The sequence below is a fragment of the Arthrobacter tecti genome (assembly GCF_054511355.1).
In genome coordinates, this window is record NZ_JBTNCT010000009.1 from 110,993 (window position 1) to 128,910 (window position 17,918).

Consider the following 17,918-nt stretch of genomic DNA (forward strand, 5'->3'; position numbering starts at 1 on the left):
ACGATTAATTAGTCAAATCAGAATAAGTGATTTGGAACACGTCTGCAACTCTTTGGCCGTATTTGAACGTTTCCGCGCAAATCTGATCACTCTCAGGACGACTTGCGGTTTCGTGTTCAACGGCCTTCCTTATCGAGGCCGACTTCCAGGCGCCACGCCTCGTGTAGTTGGACCAGGTCCCGGAGTACTTCCGGATGCCGCTCGGACAGATCATCCGACTCCGTCAAGTCGTCCGCAAGATTGATGAGGGAAAGCCCTTCTCCTATGTCGGCTTTCTCGGTCGCGCGCAGCGCCTCGCGGAAGCCCGACTCACCGTCTGCCCAGCGGGCCTTCCAAGGCCCCTTACGCACTGCCCACTGCCGGCCACAATCCCAATGCAAAGTGGTGCGGGCACTTTTCTCATCGCCACGAAGGAATGCCAACTGATCGACGCCGTCCACGCCGTCGTGCACCGCCGGTTCAACGCCGGCCGCTGCCAGCACCGTAGGCAGGATGTCCATGGAACTTATGATTCCTTCGCGGGTTCCACCAGCGGGTAGTTCAGATGGCCAGCGAACAATAAGGGGTACTCGAATTCCGCCCTCCCAAAGCGTGTACTTGGTACCCGTGAGGGGCTCATTGCGCCCGAAATTGCAATTGGACCCACCATTGTCGGTGAGGTAGATGACTATGGTGTCATCCTCCACCCCCATCTCCTTGAGGGAATCAAGGAGGCGCCCAATCTCACGGTCCATCAACTCCAGCTGAGCAAGGTAGTACTCGCGCCCATTCGGCAGGTTTGGTGCCACGGCGCCGTCGTACCAGTCCATGTACTCCTCGGCTCCGGCATACCAGTCCTCCCACGGCGGCAAGCCGCGCTTCTGAAGCTCTTCGTCCGGAAGCTGCCAGGCGAAATTGTGCACAGCGTTGAAGGCCACGTATGCGAAGAAGGGTCCCTCCCGATGTTTCTCCATGAAGTCGCGGGCACGGGAGCCGATCAACTCCGTCAGGAAACCGTCATCCTCCACCTCACGCGCTTCGCCTCTGGCTGTCGACTCCCACATCGGAGCGACGGCCATGTTCCGGGCCGCATCGCCATATTCCTTGACGGCCGCTTTCCCCCGCTTCGTATAGTGCAATCGGCCCAGAGACTGGCCGGCAAGACCGTAAAAAGATTCATCGAAACCGTGGCAGGGCGGAGTTCCGCGGTCACCATCTTTCTCGGACCCGTAGTGAACCTTCCCGAAATATCCGGTCGCGTATCCCTCAGCGGACAGCCGCTCGGCGATGGTGGGAAACTCCTCCGGCGGCACTTCAGAGTCACCAAACCAGGTGGCACCCCAGCGCGCCTGATAGGACCCGGCGAGCAGCCCGGCCCTCGATGGGGAACAGACCGGCGCAGTAACGTAGGCCTCAGTGCAGGAAATCCCCTCCGTGGCAAGAGAATCGAGCGCAGGAGTGGAAACGTTGGCGTGTATCCCCAGAGCGGACCTGTCGGCGTAACCGTGGTCGTCGGAGAAAATCAGCAGAACATTGGGACGCGTCATCGGGCTGTTACCTTGCCTCCGGAGGGTTGGAAGTTCTCAAAGTACGCAACGAGGTCAGCCGGCAACGGCGGGACTTCCGCAGCGGAACCATTTCCGCGCAGCGATTTCGTTGCAAGGACGCCCGCCGCAACAGCCTGCCTGGCAGCAATCGGATTTGTCGCTGTTTCACCGCCCACGGCCGCGAACCTCAGGAATTCCGTCATCAATCGTGGATCGGCTCCGCCATGCCCCCCCTCGCCGCTTTCGATGTCGACCACCTGGTCCGGTTCCGCAGGACCGGAGTTGCTGCGTTTATTCCAGATCCTGATTGTTCCTCCAGGGCCGTCACCGAAATTCTCGAGCCGTCCGGCATCGCCGATTACCGTGTAGTTGCGCCAGTAATCAGGGGTGAAATGACACTGTTGGTAGGAGGCCAGTACCCCGTTATCCAGAACCATCTGCATCATCGAGATGTCTTCGACATCGATGACCGGGTTCAGGTTGGTCTGACTAAACGGGGGCCAGTTCTGGGTGGAGAACCAATCAGCCATGCGCTTGGAGGTATTGTCACCCCTGTCTTCGATATCGCCATACACGGCCAGGCTGCCCACTGCTGAGACACGTTGTGTGTAAGCACCGGCCAACCAGTGGATGACGTCGAGATCGTGGGCGCCCTTCTGCAGGAGCAAGCCCGTAGTGTTGCGTCGATCAGCGTGCCAGTCCTTGAAGTAGTAGTCTCCGCCGTGCCCCACAAAATGCCTGCACCAGATCGCCTTCACGTTGCCGATCGCGCCCTGTCGGATCAGATCGCGCATCTGCACCACGACAGGCATGTGGCGCATGTTGTGCCCCACGTATAATTTTGTGCCGGACTCGTAAGCGGCGGTCAAGATAGCGTCCGCAGCTTCGATGCTTACGTCGAGGGGTTTCTCGCAGAAGGTCGGAATTCCGGCTTCGAGCGTTTGTACTGCAACCGCAGCGTGCTGATTATCGGGCGTCAGCACCAGAACGGCGTCCAGTCCGGCACTGAGCAGGTCGTTCAAATCCTCCGTCACGACGGCGTCTGGAAGGTTCTTCGCAGCGTCGGCCCTTCCACGCTCGCTTCGGTCACAGATATGCGTGATACGCGAACCGAGTCCGGGTTTGTGGACATGCTTCCACAGACTGGCACGAAGGCCGAAGCCCACAATTCCTACTTTGAGATCGTTCATGCTCTCATTCCCTACTTTCTGTGCCTTTTTACCTTGACGAATCTCTGACGATCAATTGCCACTCAAGGTTGAGTTCCCTGTCGGAGGACCGGACCTTTTCGGCCGCGCGCGTCCTCAAAAGGTGGGCAATCTCTCCGTAGGCGTCGATGGGACCTACCGTGGACAGGCTTGGATGGGCGATCCTGCCGTCTGGAGTATTTCCGGCTCCGATGATTGCTACATCCTCAGGGATTCGAAGATGCAGTTGGTGAGCTGCATTGATCGCGCTCAACGCCACGAAATCTGTTACGGCGTAAATGGCGGTAGGTCTGGTGCTGGCACTAAGGACCTGCAGCGCGGCGTCGTACGCAGAAGCCGGATGCAGTTCGGTAACTGCGACGCGCTCGGGGGGTACAGTCAACCCTGCTTCAGCCATCGCGTCGAGGTACACCGTGTATCTGCTGGGACCGGTTTTCCTGGGCCTTGGCTGGGTGGTGATACAAGCGATGTCGGTATGGCTTTCGAGGAGATGTTCCATCGCCTTCATGCACCCCGACAGGCTCGGCGACCTGACAACGTCGAAGCCGTCCGGTGTGATGGATTCGCTCATCGCCACGACGCTGATTCCGTTTGCTGCCAACGTTTTGATCTGATCCACATCATTCTCGTCAGCACCGTCGATGAAAACAGCATCCGGCTGCTGTTTTTGCAAAGGCTCGAACCAATCACCGTCAGGCAGAATCAGGACTGTGCGTCCATCCAGTCCAACCGCCTCGCTCGCAGCTCGGCTGAGAGCGAGGGACCAGGGATCGGAGAGCATGGTCAGTGACAACACGACGAGATTATTCTTTCCGGTGCGGATTGCTCTTGCCGCTTGATTAGGCGTGTAGTTCAGTTCGGCGGCAGCAGACAAAATGCGCTGCGTTGTAGCCTCTCCTACTCCGCTATGGCCGTTGTCTTTCCTTGCGCGCCCGGAGAGCACGTAAGATACAGCGGCTATCGAGACACCAGCGAACTCCGCGACCTCGCGCATCGTTGTTCGCTTCACCCGAGGGTGCATGCTCACGCGTACTCCTTCTATTAAACGTTTAAGTACGAATCGTACAGCACCGTGATCAATGACACACTGCCGACCGCGCTTAGATGCCGGCTTCCTGCCTCAACGAAATGGTGGTCAGGCAGCGACACCACACGCGAGTTTTGCACGCGCCGCACCATCGACTGGAAACCCCCGACCGGGAAGTCGCAGCACACCTGCCTAGGGACGACGGTCCCAGAACGCCTACTTCTGCTACGGTCAGGAACCTGATGGATCATGATGAACTTCTGGACCAGGCACGCGTCCTGAGGGCAGCAATCGTTGCCCAGGGCACGTACTGCTGACAGGGCGACGATGCCCGCCGTCTTCTTCATGGTTTTCTTCACTTGTTGGTGCGGTGTGTTTGGGCAGCAAGCGGTTCGGATTGAGCCGCAGACAACAAGCTCTCACTCGAAGGTGACATCCCTATCCGGTGAGGGTTCCTTCTCTGCTGCACCGAAGCGCAGCAGTCGCGCAATTTGGCCATAGGCGTCAGCGGGCCCGACGGTCTAGTCCTGGATGTGAGAGTTCACGCAACCAGCTCTGCGCGGGGCTGCAAACCAGCCTCAGCCATAGCGTCCTCATGGGCGCAGTAACGCGCAGGGACTTTTGGGGTTCGCGGTGAGGCAACCTTTGCCGAAAAAGAGCTGGAAAGTGGGCAATTGCCGGCCAGTGCAGTTTCGCTAGTGGGACTCGACGATGTCCTCGTTGCGGGCGAACCGGCGGTTGCGCAGCACGGGAAGGAACTCACGCACGTCATCGATCCGGCGCCGGTTCACATCAGCGGTGACCACGCCGCGTTCCTCGTCATTCAGGAAGACCTGCGGCACGCCCATTGGGTCGAGGATGACGGAGTGGCCGATGGTGTGAGTGCTGGAGGTGCCGGCTGCCGCAACCCAGACCGTGTTTTCGATTGCCCGCGCACGCAGCAGGGTCTCCCAGTGTTCAATCTTGTGGTCGCCCTTGAACCAGGCGGCGGGCACCAGTACGACGTCGGCCCCCTGGTCCGCGAGCGCCCGCGCGAGTTCCGGGAAGCGCAGGTCATAGCAGGTCATCAGCCCAACGGTAAGGTCACCCACCTGCACCACCTTGATACCGCCGTCGCCCGGTTTGATGCGCTTGGACTCGTGGTAGCTGAAGGCGTCATAGAGGTGGAGTTTGCGGTACGTCTCGACGATCTTGCCGGTCGAGTCGATCAGCACGAGCGTGTTGTACGGGCGCTCCTCGCCGCTGGCCTCGTACCCGCCGGCGACGACGGCGATGTTCAGTTCCGCCGCAATGAAGGAAAGTTGCTGCACGAAGCCGGACCAGTTCGCTTCCACCGCAACGGCCAGATCCCCGTCCACCTTGCCGATGGAGAACATTGATTCCTCGGGGAAGACGACCAGCTGCGATCCATCGGCGCTGGCCTGCCGCGCGAGTTCCCGCATGGTTTCGACGTTGGCCAGGACGTCGCCGCCCGGCCTGAACTGTCCGACGCTGATCTTCATCGTGAGCCCTTTCGGGTAGGAACTGGGGCTGATTCAAGCCTACCGAACCCCAAGGAGCTAGAACTGCGGGTGCCACAATTCCGTCGCGTTTCCGTGCACCGCGAGCACCGACCGCCACCGGTCGAACACCGAGCACGGATGGGAGATCCCAAGGTCCACCGTGTCACCGACTTCCAGCCCGTCCGCACTCTCCACGATGGCGTGGTGGTCGAAGAGCTTGACGACGACGCCGGCCGGCTCGGCCTGCGCCTCCCCGTTCCGGTGGTGCGCAACGAGGGTGGGCAGGCCGGCGTCGTACGCCAGTTCCCTCTTCCCCGCCCCGAGCACCGCCCTGGCTTCCTCGGGGACGGAGACGACGACGGCGCGCACCACCGCCGCTGCCTGCAGCCCCGGAAGCGGCGAGACGTCGGCGTACGTCCCGTGGTCATGAACGACGTAGCAGCCAGAGCGGAGGACATTGACCGCTCCGCTGGGCAGGAACTGCGCAGCCCGGTCCTGGAAGGCAGAGCCGCCGATCGTGAAAATCGGCTGCTCCCCGAGCCGTTCCCGGAGCCCTTCGAAGATGGTCCGGGCCAGCCGGCAGTGGGTGTCCACGTGTTCGAGGTTCTCCGCGGTGCGGAGATTCGGCGCAATTCCCTCGTAGGCACTGACACCGGCCAGCCGGAGTCCTGCCTGCCGGTCGATCTCATCGGCCAGTTGGGGGGCTTCGTCCGCTGTCCTGATGCCGGTCCGACCGCGCCCGACGCCTACGTCGATGAGCACGTTGAGTCGCGGACCGGCGCCGTCGAAAACTTCGCCGAGTGCAATGACGCCGGCCGCGGAGTCGACGAGGCAGAAGATGTCGAGGGTGTGGTCCGCCTCCAGCAACCGCCGCAGCTGCAGGACCTGCGGCGTGAAAACCACCTCGTTGGCGATGAGAATCCGGCGCGCGCCCCATGCGGCAGCGTGAACCGCCTGGCCCACCGTCGCAACCGTCACGCCCCACGCGCCGGGCAGTTGCATCTGCACAATCTCGCGGGTCATTGTGGTTTTAATGTGGGGCGCGAGGACCATCGAATGTTCCGCCGCCCACCGTTCCTTCAAAGCAATGTTGGAGTCGATCGCCGCCACATCCAGCAGTAGTTGCGGGAGGCTTTGCAGGGGGAGGTGTCCGCTGAGGTTCGGCATCTTCGGAATCTTACCGTCCAGCATACGTACAGCGGACGCAAAGGTTGACCTCATCAGGGACTGCTAAGCTCGCTGGCGATCGTCAATCAGTAGGAGAATCTTGTGAAGAAGAAGTGGCTGATCGGCCTGTGCTTAGCCGGGTCGCTCGCGTTTGCGACGGGCTGCGCGGGAAATACCGAGGCAGAACCGGCTGCGGAGGAGAGCACCACAAGCGCTCCGGCCGAAGCGCCGACGCCGGACCTGGAAGGGATCCCCGACGTCGTCGCCGTCGTCAACGGACTCGAAATCCCGAAGGACGAGTTCATCACCTCGTATGAGGGCGCATTTCAGCAGATGTCCATGCAGTCGCAGATGACCGGCCAGGAAGTGGACCAGGAACAGCTGAGGACCCAGACGCTGGATAACCTGATCGGCAACAAGCTGCTCATCCAGGAAGCGGACAAGCGCGGGATCGAAGCATCCGAGGAGGCAGTCGCAGCCGAGACCGACAAGCTCGTGAAGTCTAACAACTTCGCCGACGCGGAAGAGCTGTTCGCGAAACTCGAGGAGGTGCAGGGCATCCCCAAGGATGAGGCCACCACCCAGATCGAGCAGCAGGTCCGGCTGAACGCACTGCTCGCGGAAGAGACCGGCGACGTCACGCCTACCGAGGAAGAGCTGAAGGCAGCCTACGAGGAAGCGAAGGCGCAGGGCGCAGCGGCGCAGGGCGGCGAAGTACCGCCGTTCGAGGAGGTCCGTCCGCAGCTCGAGCAGCAGGCCGTCGCCCAGAAGCAGAATGAAGCGGCAGTCGCCCTGGTGGAAAAGCTTCGCGAAAGCGGCGAGATCACCAGTAACCTCTAGTCTTCATCTGCATCGACTCTCCCCAAATGGTTGTTCTCAGCGCGTTCCAGCCCTCAGAACAACCATTGGGGAGAGTCGATGCAGTTAACCGGCGATGAGGTCGTTGATCACAATCGTCTGGTCCCGGTCCGGGCCAACACCGATCGCCGAGAACCGGGTGCCGGACATCTTCTCCAGCGCCTGCACGTAGGTCTGCGCGTTCTCGGGAAGATCGCCGATGGTCCGTGCCCCCGTGATGTCCTCGCTCCAGCCTTCGAAATACTCGAAGATGGGCTTGGCGTGGTGGAACTCGGTCTGCGTCATGGGCATTTCGTCGTGGCGGACGCCGTCGACGTCGTACGCCACGCACACGGGAATGCGGTCGATGCCGGTCAGGACGTCGAGCTTGGTCACGAAGTAGTCCGTGAAGCCGTTCACGCGGGCGGCATGCCGCGCCAGAACGGCGTCGTACCAGCCGCAGCGGCGCGGCCGGCCGGTGTTCACACCGTATTCGCCGCCGGTCTTCTGCAGGTAAATTCCCATGTCGTCGAAGAGTTCGGTGGGGAACGGACCCGCACCCACACGTGTGGTGTACGCCTTGATGATGCCCACAGCCCGGCTGATGCGCGTCGGGCCAATACCGGAACCCACGGAGGCGCCCCCGGCGGTGGGGTTCGACGACGTCACGAACGGGTACGTGCCGTGATCCACGTCGAGGAACGTGGCCTGGCCGCCCTCCATGAGAACCACCTTGCCGGCGTCGAGTGCTTCATTGAGCACATAGGTGGAGTCGATGACCAGGGGACGCAGCCGCTCGGCGAAGGACAGGAAGTACTCGATGATCTCCTCGACCTGGACGTCGCGCCGGTTGTAGACCTTGACCAGCAGTTCATTCTTCTGCTCCAGCGAGCCCTCGACCTTCTGGCGGAGGATCGACTCGTCGAACACGTCCTGCACGCGGATGCCGAGGCGCGCGACCTTGTCCATATAGGCCGGTCCGATGCCGCGCCCGGTGGTCCCGATCGCGCGCTTGCCGAGAAAGCGTTCGGTGACCTTGTCGAGGACCTGGTGGTACGGGGCCACGAGGTGGGCGTTCGCTGAGACGCGGAGCTTGGAAGTATCTGCACCGCGTGCAACGAGTCCATCAATCTCCTCGAACAATGCCTCGAGGTTGATGACGCAGCCGTTGCCGATGATGGGGATGGCGTTGGGGCTGAGGATGCCTGCGGGAAGGAGTTTGAGCTCGTACTTTTCACCGCCGACGACGACGGTGTGCCCGGCGTTGTTGCCGCCGTTCGGCTTTACGACGTAATCGACGCGACCACCGAGCAGGTCTGTGGCCTTGCCTTTACCTTCGTCGCCCCACTGGGCTCCGACAATCACAATTGCTGGCATGGGATCCTCCCCCATTTGTTGGCCGCATTCTTCAACGCGCCTAGTGCCGCGCGCAAAGGTGCCGCCGTGCATGAGAATGCCCCAAGACTTGTAAGAAGTCCGGGGCTCTTACCACCCAAGTTTAGCGGACTCCCGTTCAGCGCCCGGGAGCGTTACGCCGAACGCTTTACTTCAGCTGCCCTGCGCGCCGTTGACGAAGCCTACGATCATCGCCGTCCACCAGCACGCCTGCGAGATGCCGAGGCAGATCAGCAGGTTCGTGCGCATTCCGACGTCGAGGTCCACGAATCGGGTTTGGTGCGGCTTGGAGTTCAACCGGCGCATGCAGGGGATCAGCAGGATGCCGTTCAGCATAAGGATCAGCACGGCGGCCGTCTTCACCACGGTGAAGGGGTTCTGCATGTCGGGGTTGATGAGCGCACCCGTGATCAGCAATCCACCGATGCCTGCCCAGATGATGGGCAGAGCCGCCGATTCGATGCGGCTCGTCTCGTGGAGTTGGCGGCGTGTGATGAGCCAGAGGAAACCCACCCAGTCGACCAGCAGGACGGCACCGAAGGCGGCAACTACAGAGAGGGTGTGAAATGTGAGTGCCACTTGCTCCACGGGCGGCTCGACCCGTACTACGGAACCTATGGTGACCGACGCGATCCAGGCGGCAATCGCGGCCAACGAGAGGAACGCGATCCGAGGAAGGGAATAGCTGGTTCGTAAAGAGACGCTCGAAACTGCGGATGTCATGACGGTCAGCTTCATTCGGGGCGTACACGGCGCCGGTTGATATGGGTGAAGGACTCCTTTCGTGCGCCAACCCCCATAACGAGCTGAGGTGAGGAATTTTACGCCTCGTTGCAGGTCTTCACAATGAATTGGTAGGACGGCCTTCCTTGAAGGCGGGGACTTCCTACTCATCGACTATTTCCAAGAGACGTTCGAGTAGTACGTTCAGTCCATGAGCCCGTCAGACCCGACCGCCCGCATCGGCATCTCAGGTTGGCGGTATGCGCCGTGGCGGAAGAACTTCTACCCGGCGGGATTGCCGCAGCGGCTCGAACTGGAATACGCCTCTCAGCACCTCGATACGATCGAAATAAACGGCACCTTCTACTCACTGCAGCGTCCTACCAGCTTCGTCCAGTGGCGGGACACCGTGCCGGATGCCTTCCGTTTCTCCGTCAAGGGCCCGCGCTTCATCACGCACATGCTCGGCCTACGAAACGCGGAAACTGCTCTGGCGAACTTCTTCGCATCAGGCGTTCTCGCGCTCGGCCCCAAGCTGGGACCTTTCCTGTGGCAACTCCCCGCAACCCGCCGCTTCGACGCGGAACTTCTCGACGGCTTCCTTTCCCAACTGCCAACGACGACGACGACGGCCGCCTCCCTTGCCAAAGGCCACGACGATCGCCTTAAGGACCGCAACTGGACCGAAACCGACGCTGACCGGCCGCTATGCCACGCCCTCGAGGCCCGCCACGAGAGCTTCCGGGATGAAGCGTGTTACGAGATCCTCCGGAAGCATTCGGTGGCCATGGTGGTGGCCGACTCCGCCGGGAAGTGGCCCCAGTTCCGGGAGGTGACCGGCGCCGTCGTCTTTGTCCGCCTGCACGGCAGCACCGAGCTCTATACGAGCGGCTACTCGGATCAGGAACTGGATGAGTGGGCGGGACTGGTCCACGGTTGGCTTACGGGCAGCGGCTGCCCGGACGGGCAGGGCCGGGATGTATATGTCTACTTCGACAATGACGTGAAGGTACATGCGCCGTTCAATGCAATCGCCCTGACTGGGCGGTTGAGCACCATGCGGCGGTAGGTGTCTCTCTCAGCGGTGCCTGCAGAGTGCAGATCGCACTCGTTGCAGGCAACGCCTGCAGTGCAGGCGGATCCTGAAACAGTACCGGTTCCTTGACGGAGACCACGCGAGCCAAGTAGGAATCAAGTACGGCAACAAAACACCCAGGAGGACATCATGAGCCAGAGCACCTCGGACGATCCGCAGGAAATCGATGAAGACCTGCCCGGCAAGCCCAGCACCGATCCGGACGTCCAGTCCGATCCCGCCTACGACGCCAGCGACCAAAGCGACTGGAGCGGCGAAGGCGGGGCAACGCCGTCGGGCGCCGCAACCGATGCCGCGGACGATGACCGGCCGGTCAACGAGGAAGACGAGCAGGACGGCGAACAGGACGGCAAGTGAGTCATCCTAGGATTGGGGTATGCCTGCAACCGCTGAAACGGGGCCCGCTCCCCTGCTGGTCCTGAACAAGATCACGAGCATCCTTGACGCCTTCTCGCTCAGCAGGCCCGAACTTACCCTCGCGGACATCCGCAAGGCCACGGGGTTGCCGACCTCCACCGTGCAGCGGCTCGTCGGCAACCTGGTGGCCAACGGCTTCCTCGACCGCACCCAGGACGGCTACCGGGTTGGCGTGAAGATGGCGTACTGGGCAGCTCCGGCCACGCATGGCGTCGAAATCCTCGAGACCCTGAAGCCGGTCATGAAGGAACTGCGGGATTCCCTCGGCGAAACCGTCTGCTTCTACCAGTCATCGCTTGACTACCGTGTGTGCGTTGCAATGGCCGAGACCCATCACATGCTGCGCCGCGCCATGCACGTGGGCGACATCCTGCCGCTCCACGCAGGCTCCGCCGGCCGCGTGCTCCTGGCCTATGACCAGCCTCTTGCCGATCGCATCCTCGCCATGGACCTCGATCCGCTGACCGCCGGAACCATCACCGACCGGGAAATTCTCCGCGACGCAATCGAGAAGACCCGCGTGGACGGCTACGCCATTACGATCGGCGAGCGCGAATCCGGCTCCAGCGGCCTATCTGCGCCGGTCTTCAACGCGCAGGCGGACATCGTGGGCGCTCTGACGATCATGGGGCCGTCGCTGCGCATGACCCCCGAACTCTGTGAGTCCTGGGTGGAGAACCTGCTCGAGGCCACCGAGCGCATCACCCGCATGATCGGCGGGCGGCTTCCCGGGGAAAAAGCGCTCAGATAACCCACTCGAATGCGCTGGCCTTCGACCGCGCGCCCTGGGCGGCCTTGGACCGGTTGTCCTCGCCCAGTTCCGCGATGACGCCTTCGCCGAGGGTGACAAGTTCAGCGAACGACGACGGCGTGAGCCACCCCGGGCGCGTAGCGAATAGGATGTCCTCACTCGAGGTGTTGCCCGAGGCCCCGGGCGCGAACGGGCAACCACCCAGACCGGCGAGCGCGCCGTCCACCATGTAGGCGCCGGCGTCGATCGCGGCAAGTGCGTTGGCGACCCCCATCCCCCAGGTGTCGTGTCCGTGGTACACAACACCGCGCTCCGGCGAGAGCTCAGCGGTCCTGCGGATCAGGCTGCCCACTTCCTGGGGCACGGCGTGGCCGAGGGTGTCGCAGATGACGACGTCGTTGGTTCCGGCCGAGCGCTCGTCGGCTACCAGCGCGAGCACCCGTTCCGGGTCAATGCGCCCTTCGAACGGACAGGTGAACGACGTCGCCAGGCACAGTTGGATGGTGGCGCCGGCGTCGTTCGCGTACCCCACGGCCTCCGGCAGTGCGGCCATGCTCGCCTCGGTGGTGCGCCCGATGTTGGCCTGGTTGTGGGCGTCGGAGACGCTGAGGCAGTACTGCACGTTCCTGGCGCCTGCCGCCGTCGCCTTCTGCACGTGGCGCGGGGTGGCCACCCAGACCCAGCACTTCTCGAGTTCCTCGGGCGTGAGTGCCTCGATGACCTCGACGGTGTTGGCCATGGGCGGTACCAGGTCCGGGCGCGCCATGGAGCCGATTTCGAGGGCGGGTACCCCGGCGGCAAGGAGGGAACGGACAATGCTGACCTTGCGGTCGGTGGCAAGGACGCCGCCGGTCAGCTGAAGTCCGTCGCGCAGTGTTACGTCGCGGAGCACGGTTGTGCGGGTCATCGGATCTCCTTCTCGAGGGCCGGGGTCAGCCCCATGTCTTCCAGGATGCGGTCCACGTCTCCTGTGGATCGGTCAAGGAGGTCGCGGAGGATCTCCGCCGTGTTCTCTCCCAGGTCCGGTCCGAGGTTGCGGATGGGCAGCGAAGCACCACCGATGACGGGCGTGATGCCCGGGAAGGCGACGTCGTCGAGCACTTCCTCGCCCGTCGAGACGCTGAATCGCTGGATCATGTTGCGCGATGCGTACTGATCGTCCTTCACAATGTCTTCGGCCGTGTAGATCGGTCCGGCGGGGACTCCGGCGTCGTCGAGCACGGCGAGAGCCTCCGCGACGGTGAACTGCGCGCTCCACTGCCCGATCGCAGCGTCCAGTTCCTCGCGCCGCTGCCAGCGGGCAGCGTTGGACTGCAGCCCGGGATCATCCCCGAGGTCCGGCCGCCCGATCGCTTCCATGTACCGCTTGTAGATGCCGTCGCCGTTACCGGCGACGACAATGCTCCCGCCGCCCTTGCAGAGATACGCGTTCGACGGCGCAATCCCCTCCATGCGCCCGCCTGTGCGTTCGCGTTTGATGCCGTAGGCCGTGTAATCGGGGACCAGCGATTCCATCACGGAGAGCATGGCCTCGTTCAGTGCGACGTCGATGGTGCGATGGTCCAGCGGGATGGGCGGGCCGCCGCGCTTCACCTCGCGTTCGAACAGCGCCATCACAGCACCGAACGCGGCGTAGATGCCCGCGATCGAGTCGCCGATGGAGACGCCGACGCGTACGGGCGGCCGGTCGGGATCCCCCACAAGTTCCCGGAAACCGCCAAAGGCTTCGGCGACGGCGGCAAAGCCGGGACGTGCCGAGAGCGGTCCGGTCTGGCCGAACGCGGAAATTCTAGTCAAAATTAGATCAGGATTCGCTATATTGAGCTGCTCCGGCCCGATACCCCACTTCTCCAGGGTTCCCGGGCGGAAGTTTTCCAGCACGATGTCGGACTTCGCGGCGAGTTCCAGCACAATCTCCCGGCCCTCCTCGCTGCGCAGGTCCAGCACCATGGACTTTTTGTTCCGGTTCACCGTCCGATACAGCATCGACGTGTTCCCTGCGTAGAGGCGCCAGTTCCGCAATTCGTCCCCGGTACGCGGCCGCTCGATCTTGATGACCTCCGCTCCGAAGTCTGCCAGCATGCGGCCGGCGGTCGGGGCGGCGATGTAGTTGCCGAGTTCGAGAACGCGGACTCCCTTTAGCGGCGCGATGTCATTGTTCCTGTGGGGGTGTTCCACAAAGTTCCTTTCGTGCGGTCTTCGGGCAGAGTTTTCCAGCAGGGACCGGCTACAGGAACAGGCTGAGTACGAGGGTGAATCCGAGTGCCATCACAGAGGCCACCGAGACACCGAGCGAGCAGGACTTGAGCGTTCCGCGGGTGGTCTGGCCCAGCAGCGACTGCAGCAGCCAGAACGTGTTCGACGTCGCGTGCACCAGGAACAGTGAGCCCGCACCCGCGGCGAGGGCAATGAGTACCGGATTCAGCCCCATGGCGGGCGCCACGGGTGCAAGGATGCCCGCGGCGGTGATGGCCGAGATGGAGACGGAGCCGACGGCGATGTGCAGCACCGCGGCAATGGCCCACACCACGACGAGCGGGGCGACCGTGCTGGCTGTGAAGTACTGGCCCAGGATGTCGCCCATGCCGCTGGTTGCGACAATGGCGGCGAGCGATCCGCCGGCGCCGGTGAGGAGCAGGATCTGGCCGGACTCACTGAAGCCGCGGGCAATTGCCTTCTCAACGCGCGGTGTGCCGATGGTCATCCGCGCAACGATCCCCGTGCCGACCAGGCCGATCAGCAGGGAGATCACCGGTGTGGAGAGGAAGTCCATGACCGGTGAGCTGAAGTTGACCATCTTCAGGATGGCGCCGGCGCCGATGAGGACCAGCGAGAGCAGCATGGGGGCGAACATCACAAACAGTCCAGGCTCGCGGTCTTTGGTATCCACGCCGGTCTTCGCCGGGGCGGCGACGCGCACGTGGCCGCTGCCGTCGTCGTCGTTGGGGATCTGGCCGTTGGGGATCTTGTCCCTGGGCGTCTGGGCGAGGCTGCCCTGAGCGCCCTTGCCGTCGGACGGCTCTTCGGCTTCCTCGAACGGCTGCTGATCCTTGTCGATCTTCCACAGGCCGCGCGTGATGAAGAAGTTCATGATGAAGATGGAAGTGACGATGGTCGGGATGATGACCAGCAGTCCGAAGATCAGCATTTCGCCGAGCGGGACGCTCAGGAGTCCGGCCAGCGCAACGGTTGCAACGCCGGGAACCATCAGCACAATGCCGCATTCGAGGCTGATTGCCATTGCGGTGGCGATCTTCGCCGTGCCGTACTTGCCAAGACGCGGTGCAATGCGGCGGGCCAGCGGCGCGCTCATCACCAGCAGTACGTCGAGGAAGATGGACTGCAGCGCGGTGCCGATGGTGAGGCCGAGGGCGTATGGGATGCCCTTGGGGCCGAAGATGTGCATCAGTTTGTCGACCAGGCGCCGGATCGCGCCCATCTCGTTGAGCAGGGCACCCATCAGGACGCCCCAGCCGATCAGCAGGCCTACCTCGAACATGATGTCCGCGAAGCCCTGCATGATCGTCTCGGTAGTGGTGTTAGCGCCGAGTCCGGTGGCCAGCCCGAGGAAGGCCGCACCGAGCACAAGGGCGAGTACGGGGTTCACTTTGAACCGGATGATCAGTACCACGATGGCGAGAATTGCCACCCCGGTGATAGTGAGTATTTGCCAGTCTTCCACGCTGAAGAACCTCCACGGACGAACGGTTGGTGATGCGGGACACACCTGATTCCTTACAATGTGAGCACGCGCTCACCATGTGAGTCAAGTGTTGGGGCGGAACAAGTCCGTACATAATGGGATCCATGAGCGCCGGTACTGAACGATTCGTAGGACACATAGCGGGCCTGGGCACCACCTCAGGGGTGCGGATTGTGATCGGCATGTGGGCGTCGTCGCCCTTTGGCGCGTTCACGGATGTGATGGTGCAGAGCGCGGAGGGTACGCGGACGCTGCTGGCGCCGTCATCGTCGATCGCTGACTATGTAGCCGGCACTTATTCGTTCGACATTGTCCGGGTGGAGCCGTTGAGCGTCAGCATGGGCGAGGATTCGCTGAGCCTGGACGCCGGCCCTCTCGCAGTGGAGGCCACACTGGGCGGAACCACAGTCGTGGGACGGCTGCTTGGCCTGATTCCGACGGCGGTCGCAACGCATCCGCGCTGGCTCACCGCGATCAACCCGATAGCGAAGGTCCTCATGCCCGGGGTCCGGACCGTCGGCAACACCCGGGGCCAGCGCAGGCAGTACTACGGCGTGACTGGCGCGCGGCTCATCACCTCGGCGAGGGTGTCGTGGGCTGGAGACGACCTCGGCGAGCTGTCGTCCGTCCGGCCACGGGTTCGGTTCGGGTTCAGCTCAGTGCCGAAGAAGCCGCAGGTTGTGGACGTGACGACCACCGCCGTCGTCGTTCCGTCTGAAGTTTTGGGCACCTAACGCGACGTCCCGTGCGGTGAAGCCGCCACAGCTGCACGAAAGTTCCTGAAAACGCGAAGGGCCGCCCTCCAGCGAAGGAGGACGACCCTTTGACGGTTACGGCCTAGGACCCGCTCAGCTTCTCGCTTGCCTCGGGATCGGACTCGCGGAGGAACTTCGCTATGCGCTCGGCCTCATCGATTTCACCGATCGACGCCGCCGCACGGCCCAGCGCGTTCAGCGACCGCAGGAAGCCGCGGTTAGGTTCGTGCGAGTACGGGACGGGGCCGGCGCCGCGCCAACCGCTGCGGCGAAGCGCGTCCAACCCACGGTGGTAGCCGGTGCGAGCGTAGGCGTAGGACTCGATGGTGCGGCCTTCCGCGTACGCCCCGTCGGCGAGGATGGCCCAGACCAACGACGACGTCGGGTGCTTGGCTGCCAGGTCCACGGCCTCATCCCCCGCGGCCAGGCGGGAGGCAACTTCCGGTTCTTCCGGCAGCAGGGTGGGCTCGGGGCCGAGGAGGTTCTTGCGGAATTCGTCCGACATCAGAGCTTCTTGCCTGCCGAACCCAGGGACTGCGCCGCCTCGACAATGCGTGCAGCGAGGCCCGCTTCGGCGGAAGCGCCCCAGACGCGGGGGTCATAGGTCTTCTTGTTGCCCACCTCGCCGTCCACCTTGAGGACGCCGTCGTAGTTCTTGAGCATGTGGTCCGCGACCGGGCGGGTGAACGCGTACTGGGTGTCGGTGTCGATGTTCATCTTGATGACGCCGTAGGAGACGGCGTCGGCGATCTCCTGTTCGCTGGAACCGGAGCCGCCATGGAACACGAGGTCAAAGGGGCTGTCCTTGCCGATCTTCGAACCGACCTGCTCCTGGATGTCCTTCAGGATTTCCGGACGCAGCTTCACGTTGCCTGGCTTGTACACACCGTGCACGTTGCCGAATGTCAGGGCGGTCAGGTAGCGGCCGTTCTCGCCGGCACCGAGTGCTTCGATGGTGGCCATGGCGTCATCAACCGTGGTGTAAAGCTTGTCATTGATGGCGTTCTCGACGCCGTCTTCCTCGCCACCGACAGTGCCGATTTCCACCTCGAGGATGATCTTCGCGGCGGCCGCACGCGGCAGGAGATCCTTGGCGATGCGCAGGTTCTCCTCCAGCGTCTCGGCCGAGCCGTCCCACATGTGGGACTGGAACAGCGGGTTCTCGCCGCGCTTCACAGCTTCCTCCGAAGCAGCCAGCAGCGGGAGGACAAAGCCGTCCAGCTTGTCCTTGGGGCAGTGGTCGGTGTGGAGGGCAATGTTGACGTCATAATTTTTGGCGACCTGGTGCGCAAACGCCGCGAAGCCGAGGGAACCGGCCACCATGTCTTTCACCGAGGCGCCGGACCAGTAGGCGCCACCACCGGTGGAAACCTGGACAATGCCATCGGAACCGGCTTCAGCAAAACCGCGCATCGCTGCGTTGAGGGTCTGCGAAGACGTGACGTTGACTGCGGGGTAGGCGAAGCCGCCGGCCTTCGCGCGGTCGATCATCTCGTTGTAAATCTCAGGTGTGGCGATGGGCACGGCAACTCCTCAGTGTGGACGCTTCGGTGATGGGAGGCATACCGAACCCTCGAGCCTCCCGCTGCCCCATCCTATCGACGCGCCCAAGACCGTGGAAACCTTGGGTCACTGCGAGACAATGAAAATCACTAGACAAACTAATAACCAGTTGTTTGTGACAGTAGAAAGACTGTCTACCAGTGAGGCTTCGCCTCTGACCGCCGAGGCGGGTGGCCGGGTCTTGCTGATGACGCTCGGGCCGGTGCGGGCGCATCCTTGAGTTGATGGTGAATCATCCGAAAAGCGCG

18 protein-coding genes are annotated in these 17,918 nt (G+C 62.8%); 5 read left to right on the top strand and 13 right to left on the bottom strand.

Annotated elements, in window-relative coordinates:
• Positions 1-116: 116 nt before the first annotated feature.
• From ACX80C_RS11835 to ACX80C_RS11855, 5 genes are all read right to left on the bottom strand, one after another.
• A complete protein-coding gene (locus tag ACX80C_RS11835) occupies positions 117-1,526 on the bottom strand; it encodes a sulfatase family protein (protein ID WP_459326671.1) in 1,410 nt (469 codons plus the stop codon).
• Positions 1,523-2,716 (bottom strand): Gfo/Idh/MocA family protein, encoded by a 1,194-nt coding sequence (locus tag ACX80C_RS11840; protein WP_459326672.1) that lies wholly within the window; start codon positions 2,714-2,716, stop codon positions 1,523-1,525. Before ACX80C_RS11840 ends, ACX80C_RS11835 begins: the two co-directional genes overlap by 4 nt.
• Before the next feature lie 28 nt (positions 2,717-2,744).
• The gene (locus tag ACX80C_RS11845) at positions 2,745-3,755 is read right to left on the bottom strand and encodes a LacI family DNA-binding transcriptional regulator (protein ID WP_459326691.1); all 1,011 of its coding nucleotides are present in this window, start codon (positions 3,753-3,755) and stop codon (positions 2,745-2,747) included.
• Positions 3,756-4,456: 701 nt separating this feature from the next.
• Positions 4,457-5,263 (bottom strand): carbon-nitrogen hydrolase family protein, encoded by an 807-nt coding sequence (locus tag ACX80C_RS11850; protein WP_459326673.1) that lies wholly within the window; start codon positions 5,261-5,263, stop codon positions 4,457-4,459.
• Between the two features lie 57 nt (positions 5,264-5,320).
• A complete protein-coding gene (locus tag ACX80C_RS11855; protein WP_459326674.1) occupies positions 5,321-6,454 on the bottom strand; it encodes an alanine racemase in 1,134 nt (377 codons plus the stop codon).
• A gap of 78 nt (positions 6,455-6,532) precedes the next feature.
• Here ACX80C_RS11855 and ACX80C_RS11860 point away from each other — a divergent pair, with 78 nt between their 5' ends.
• Complete coding sequence (locus ACX80C_RS11860) at positions 6,533-7,270, top strand: SurA N-terminal domain-containing protein (RefSeq protein ID WP_459326675.1); 738 nt, start codon at positions 6,533-6,535, stop codon at positions 7,268-7,270.
• Positions 7,271-7,354: 84 nt separating this feature from the next.
• Here the strand turns inward: ACX80C_RS11860 and ACX80C_RS11865 are convergent, their stop codons facing one another.
• Positions 7,355-8,644 (bottom strand): adenylosuccinate synthase, encoded by a 1,290-nt coding sequence (locus ACX80C_RS11865; protein ID WP_459326676.1) that lies wholly within the window; start codon positions 8,642-8,644, stop codon positions 7,355-7,357.
• Positions 8,645-8,815: 171 nt separating this feature from the next.
• Positions 8,816-9,385, bottom strand: coding sequence for a hypothetical protein (locus ACX80C_RS11870; protein WP_459326677.1), 570 nt, complete (start codon positions 9,383-9,385; stop codon positions 8,816-8,818).
• A gap of 211 nt (positions 9,386-9,596) precedes the next feature.
• Here ACX80C_RS11870 and ACX80C_RS11875 point away from each other — a divergent pair, with 211 nt between their 5' ends.
• The 3 genes from ACX80C_RS11875 (at position 9,597) to ACX80C_RS11885 (ending at position 11,649) form a co-directional block, all read left to right on the top strand.
• Positions 9,597-10,454: a DUF72 domain-containing protein gene (locus ACX80C_RS11875; protein WP_459326678.1), complete on the top strand. Its 858-nt coding sequence runs from the start codon at positions 9,597-9,599 to the stop codon at positions 10,452-10,454.
• Between the two features lie 156 nt (positions 10,455-10,610).
• Positions 10,611-10,838, top strand: coding sequence for a hypothetical protein (locus ACX80C_RS11880; RefSeq protein WP_459326679.1), 228 nt, complete (start codon positions 10,611-10,613; stop codon positions 10,836-10,838).
• A 19-nt stretch (positions 10,839-10,857) separates the two neighbouring features.
• A complete protein-coding gene (locus ACX80C_RS11885; protein ID WP_459326680.1) occupies positions 10,858-11,649 on the top strand; it encodes an IclR family transcriptional regulator in 792 nt (263 codons plus the stop codon).
• Here the strand turns inward: ACX80C_RS11885 and ACX80C_RS11890 are convergent.
• The 3 genes from ACX80C_RS11890 to ACX80C_RS11900 are packed head-to-tail and all read right to left on the bottom strand — an operon-like array spanning position 11,642 to position 15,331.
• Positions 11,642-12,556 carry a beta/alpha barrel domain-containing protein gene (locus tag ACX80C_RS11890; protein ID WP_459326681.1) on the bottom strand — a complete coding sequence of 305 codons (915 nt, stop codon included), beginning with the start codon at positions 12,554-12,556 and terminating at the stop codon, positions 11,642-11,644. The genes ACX80C_RS11885 and ACX80C_RS11890 overlap by 8 nt on opposite strands.
• Entirely contained in the window at positions 12,553-13,827 is a 1,275-nt protein-coding gene (locus tag ACX80C_RS11895; RefSeq protein ID WP_459326682.1) for a CaiB/BaiF CoA transferase family protein, read from the bottom strand. The genes ACX80C_RS11890 and ACX80C_RS11895 overlap by 4 nt, the downstream gene beginning before the upstream one ends.
• A 49-nt stretch (positions 13,828-13,876) precedes the next feature.
• Positions 13,877-15,331 (bottom strand): GntP family permease, encoded by a 1,455-nt coding sequence (locus ACX80C_RS11900; protein WP_459326683.1) that lies wholly within the window; start codon positions 15,329-15,331, stop codon positions 13,877-13,879.
• A gap of 125 nt (positions 15,332-15,456) precedes the next feature.
• Here ACX80C_RS11900 and ACX80C_RS11905 point away from each other — a divergent pair, with 125 nt between their 5' ends.
• The gene (locus ACX80C_RS11905; RefSeq protein ID WP_459326684.1) at positions 15,457-16,086 is read left to right on the top strand and encodes a hypothetical protein; all 630 of its coding nucleotides are present in this window, start codon (positions 15,457-15,459) and stop codon (positions 16,084-16,086) included.
• Between the two features lie 103 nt (positions 16,087-16,189).
• On the opposite strand, the gene ACX80C_RS11910 is transcribed toward ACX80C_RS11905, so the two are convergent.
• The 3 genes from ACX80C_RS11910 to ACX80C_RS11920 form a co-directional block, all read right to left on the bottom strand.
• Entirely contained in the window at positions 16,190-16,612 is a 423-nt protein-coding gene (locus tag ACX80C_RS11910; RefSeq protein ID WP_459326685.1) for a DUF3151 domain-containing protein, read from the bottom strand.
• A complete protein-coding gene (fbaA, locus tag ACX80C_RS11915; RefSeq protein WP_459326686.1) occupies positions 16,612-17,631 on the bottom strand; it encodes a class II fructose-bisphosphate aldolase in 1,020 nt (339 codons plus the stop codon). The genes ACX80C_RS11910 and fbaA overlap by 1 nt, the downstream gene beginning before the upstream one ends.
• A 105-nt stretch (positions 17,632-17,736) precedes the next feature.
• On the bottom strand, positions 17,737-17,918 hold a 182-nt coding region (locus ACX80C_RS11920), incomplete at its 5' end, for a hypothetical protein (RefSeq protein ID WP_459326687.1).

What these genes read in the sequence shown, in the direction of transcription:
- ACX80C_RS11835 (WP_459326671.1), bottom strand. Translation starts at nt 1,526, where the DNA reads ATGACGCGTCCCAATGTTCTGCTGATTTTCTCCGACGACCACGGTTAC.
- ACX80C_RS11840 (WP_459326672.1), bottom strand. Translation starts at nt 2,716, where the DNA reads ATGAACGATCTCAAAGTAGGAATTGTGGGCTTCGGCCTTCGTGCCAGT.
- ACX80C_RS11845 (WP_459326691.1), bottom strand. Translation starts at nt 3,755, where the DNA reads ATGCACCCTCGGGTGAAGCGAACAACGATGCGCGAGGTCGCGGAGTTC.
- ACX80C_RS11850 (WP_459326673.1), bottom strand. Translation starts at nt 5,263, where the DNA reads ATGAAGATCAGCGTCGGACAGTTCAGGCCGGGCGGCGACGTCCTGGCC.
- ACX80C_RS11855 (WP_459326674.1), bottom strand. Translation starts at nt 6,454, where the DNA reads ATGCTGGACGGTAAGATTCCGAAGATGCCGAACCTCAGCGGACACCTC.
- ACX80C_RS11865 (WP_459326676.1), bottom strand. Translation starts at nt 8,644, where the DNA reads ATGCCAGCAATTGTGATTGTCGGAGCCCAGTGGGGCGACGAAGGTAAA.
- ACX80C_RS11870 (WP_459326677.1), bottom strand. Translation starts at nt 9,385, where the DNA reads ATGACATCCGCAGTTTCGAGCGTCTCTTTACGAACCAGCTATTCCCTT.
- ACX80C_RS11875 (WP_459326678.1), top strand. Translation starts at nt 9,597, where the DNA reads ATGAGCCCGTCAGACCCGACCGCCCGCATCGGCATCTCAGGTTGGCGG.
- ACX80C_RS11880 (WP_459326679.1), top strand. Translation starts at nt 10,611, where the DNA reads ATGAGCCAGAGCACCTCGGACGATCCGCAGGAAATCGATGAAGACCTG.
- ACX80C_RS11885 (WP_459326680.1), top strand. Translation starts at nt 10,858, where the DNA reads ATGCCTGCAACCGCTGAAACGGGGCCCGCTCCCCTGCTGGTCCTGAAC.
- ACX80C_RS11890 (WP_459326681.1), bottom strand. Translation starts at nt 12,556, where the DNA reads ATGACCCGCACAACCGTGCTCCGCGACGTAACACTGCGCGACGGACTT.
- ACX80C_RS11905 (WP_459326684.1), top strand. Translation starts at nt 15,457, where the DNA reads ATGAGCGCCGGTACTGAACGATTCGTAGGACACATAGCGGGCCTGGGC.
- ACX80C_RS11910 (WP_459326685.1), bottom strand. Translation starts at nt 16,612, where the DNA reads ATGTCGGACGAATTCCGCAAGAACCTCCTCGGCCCCGAGCCCACCCTG.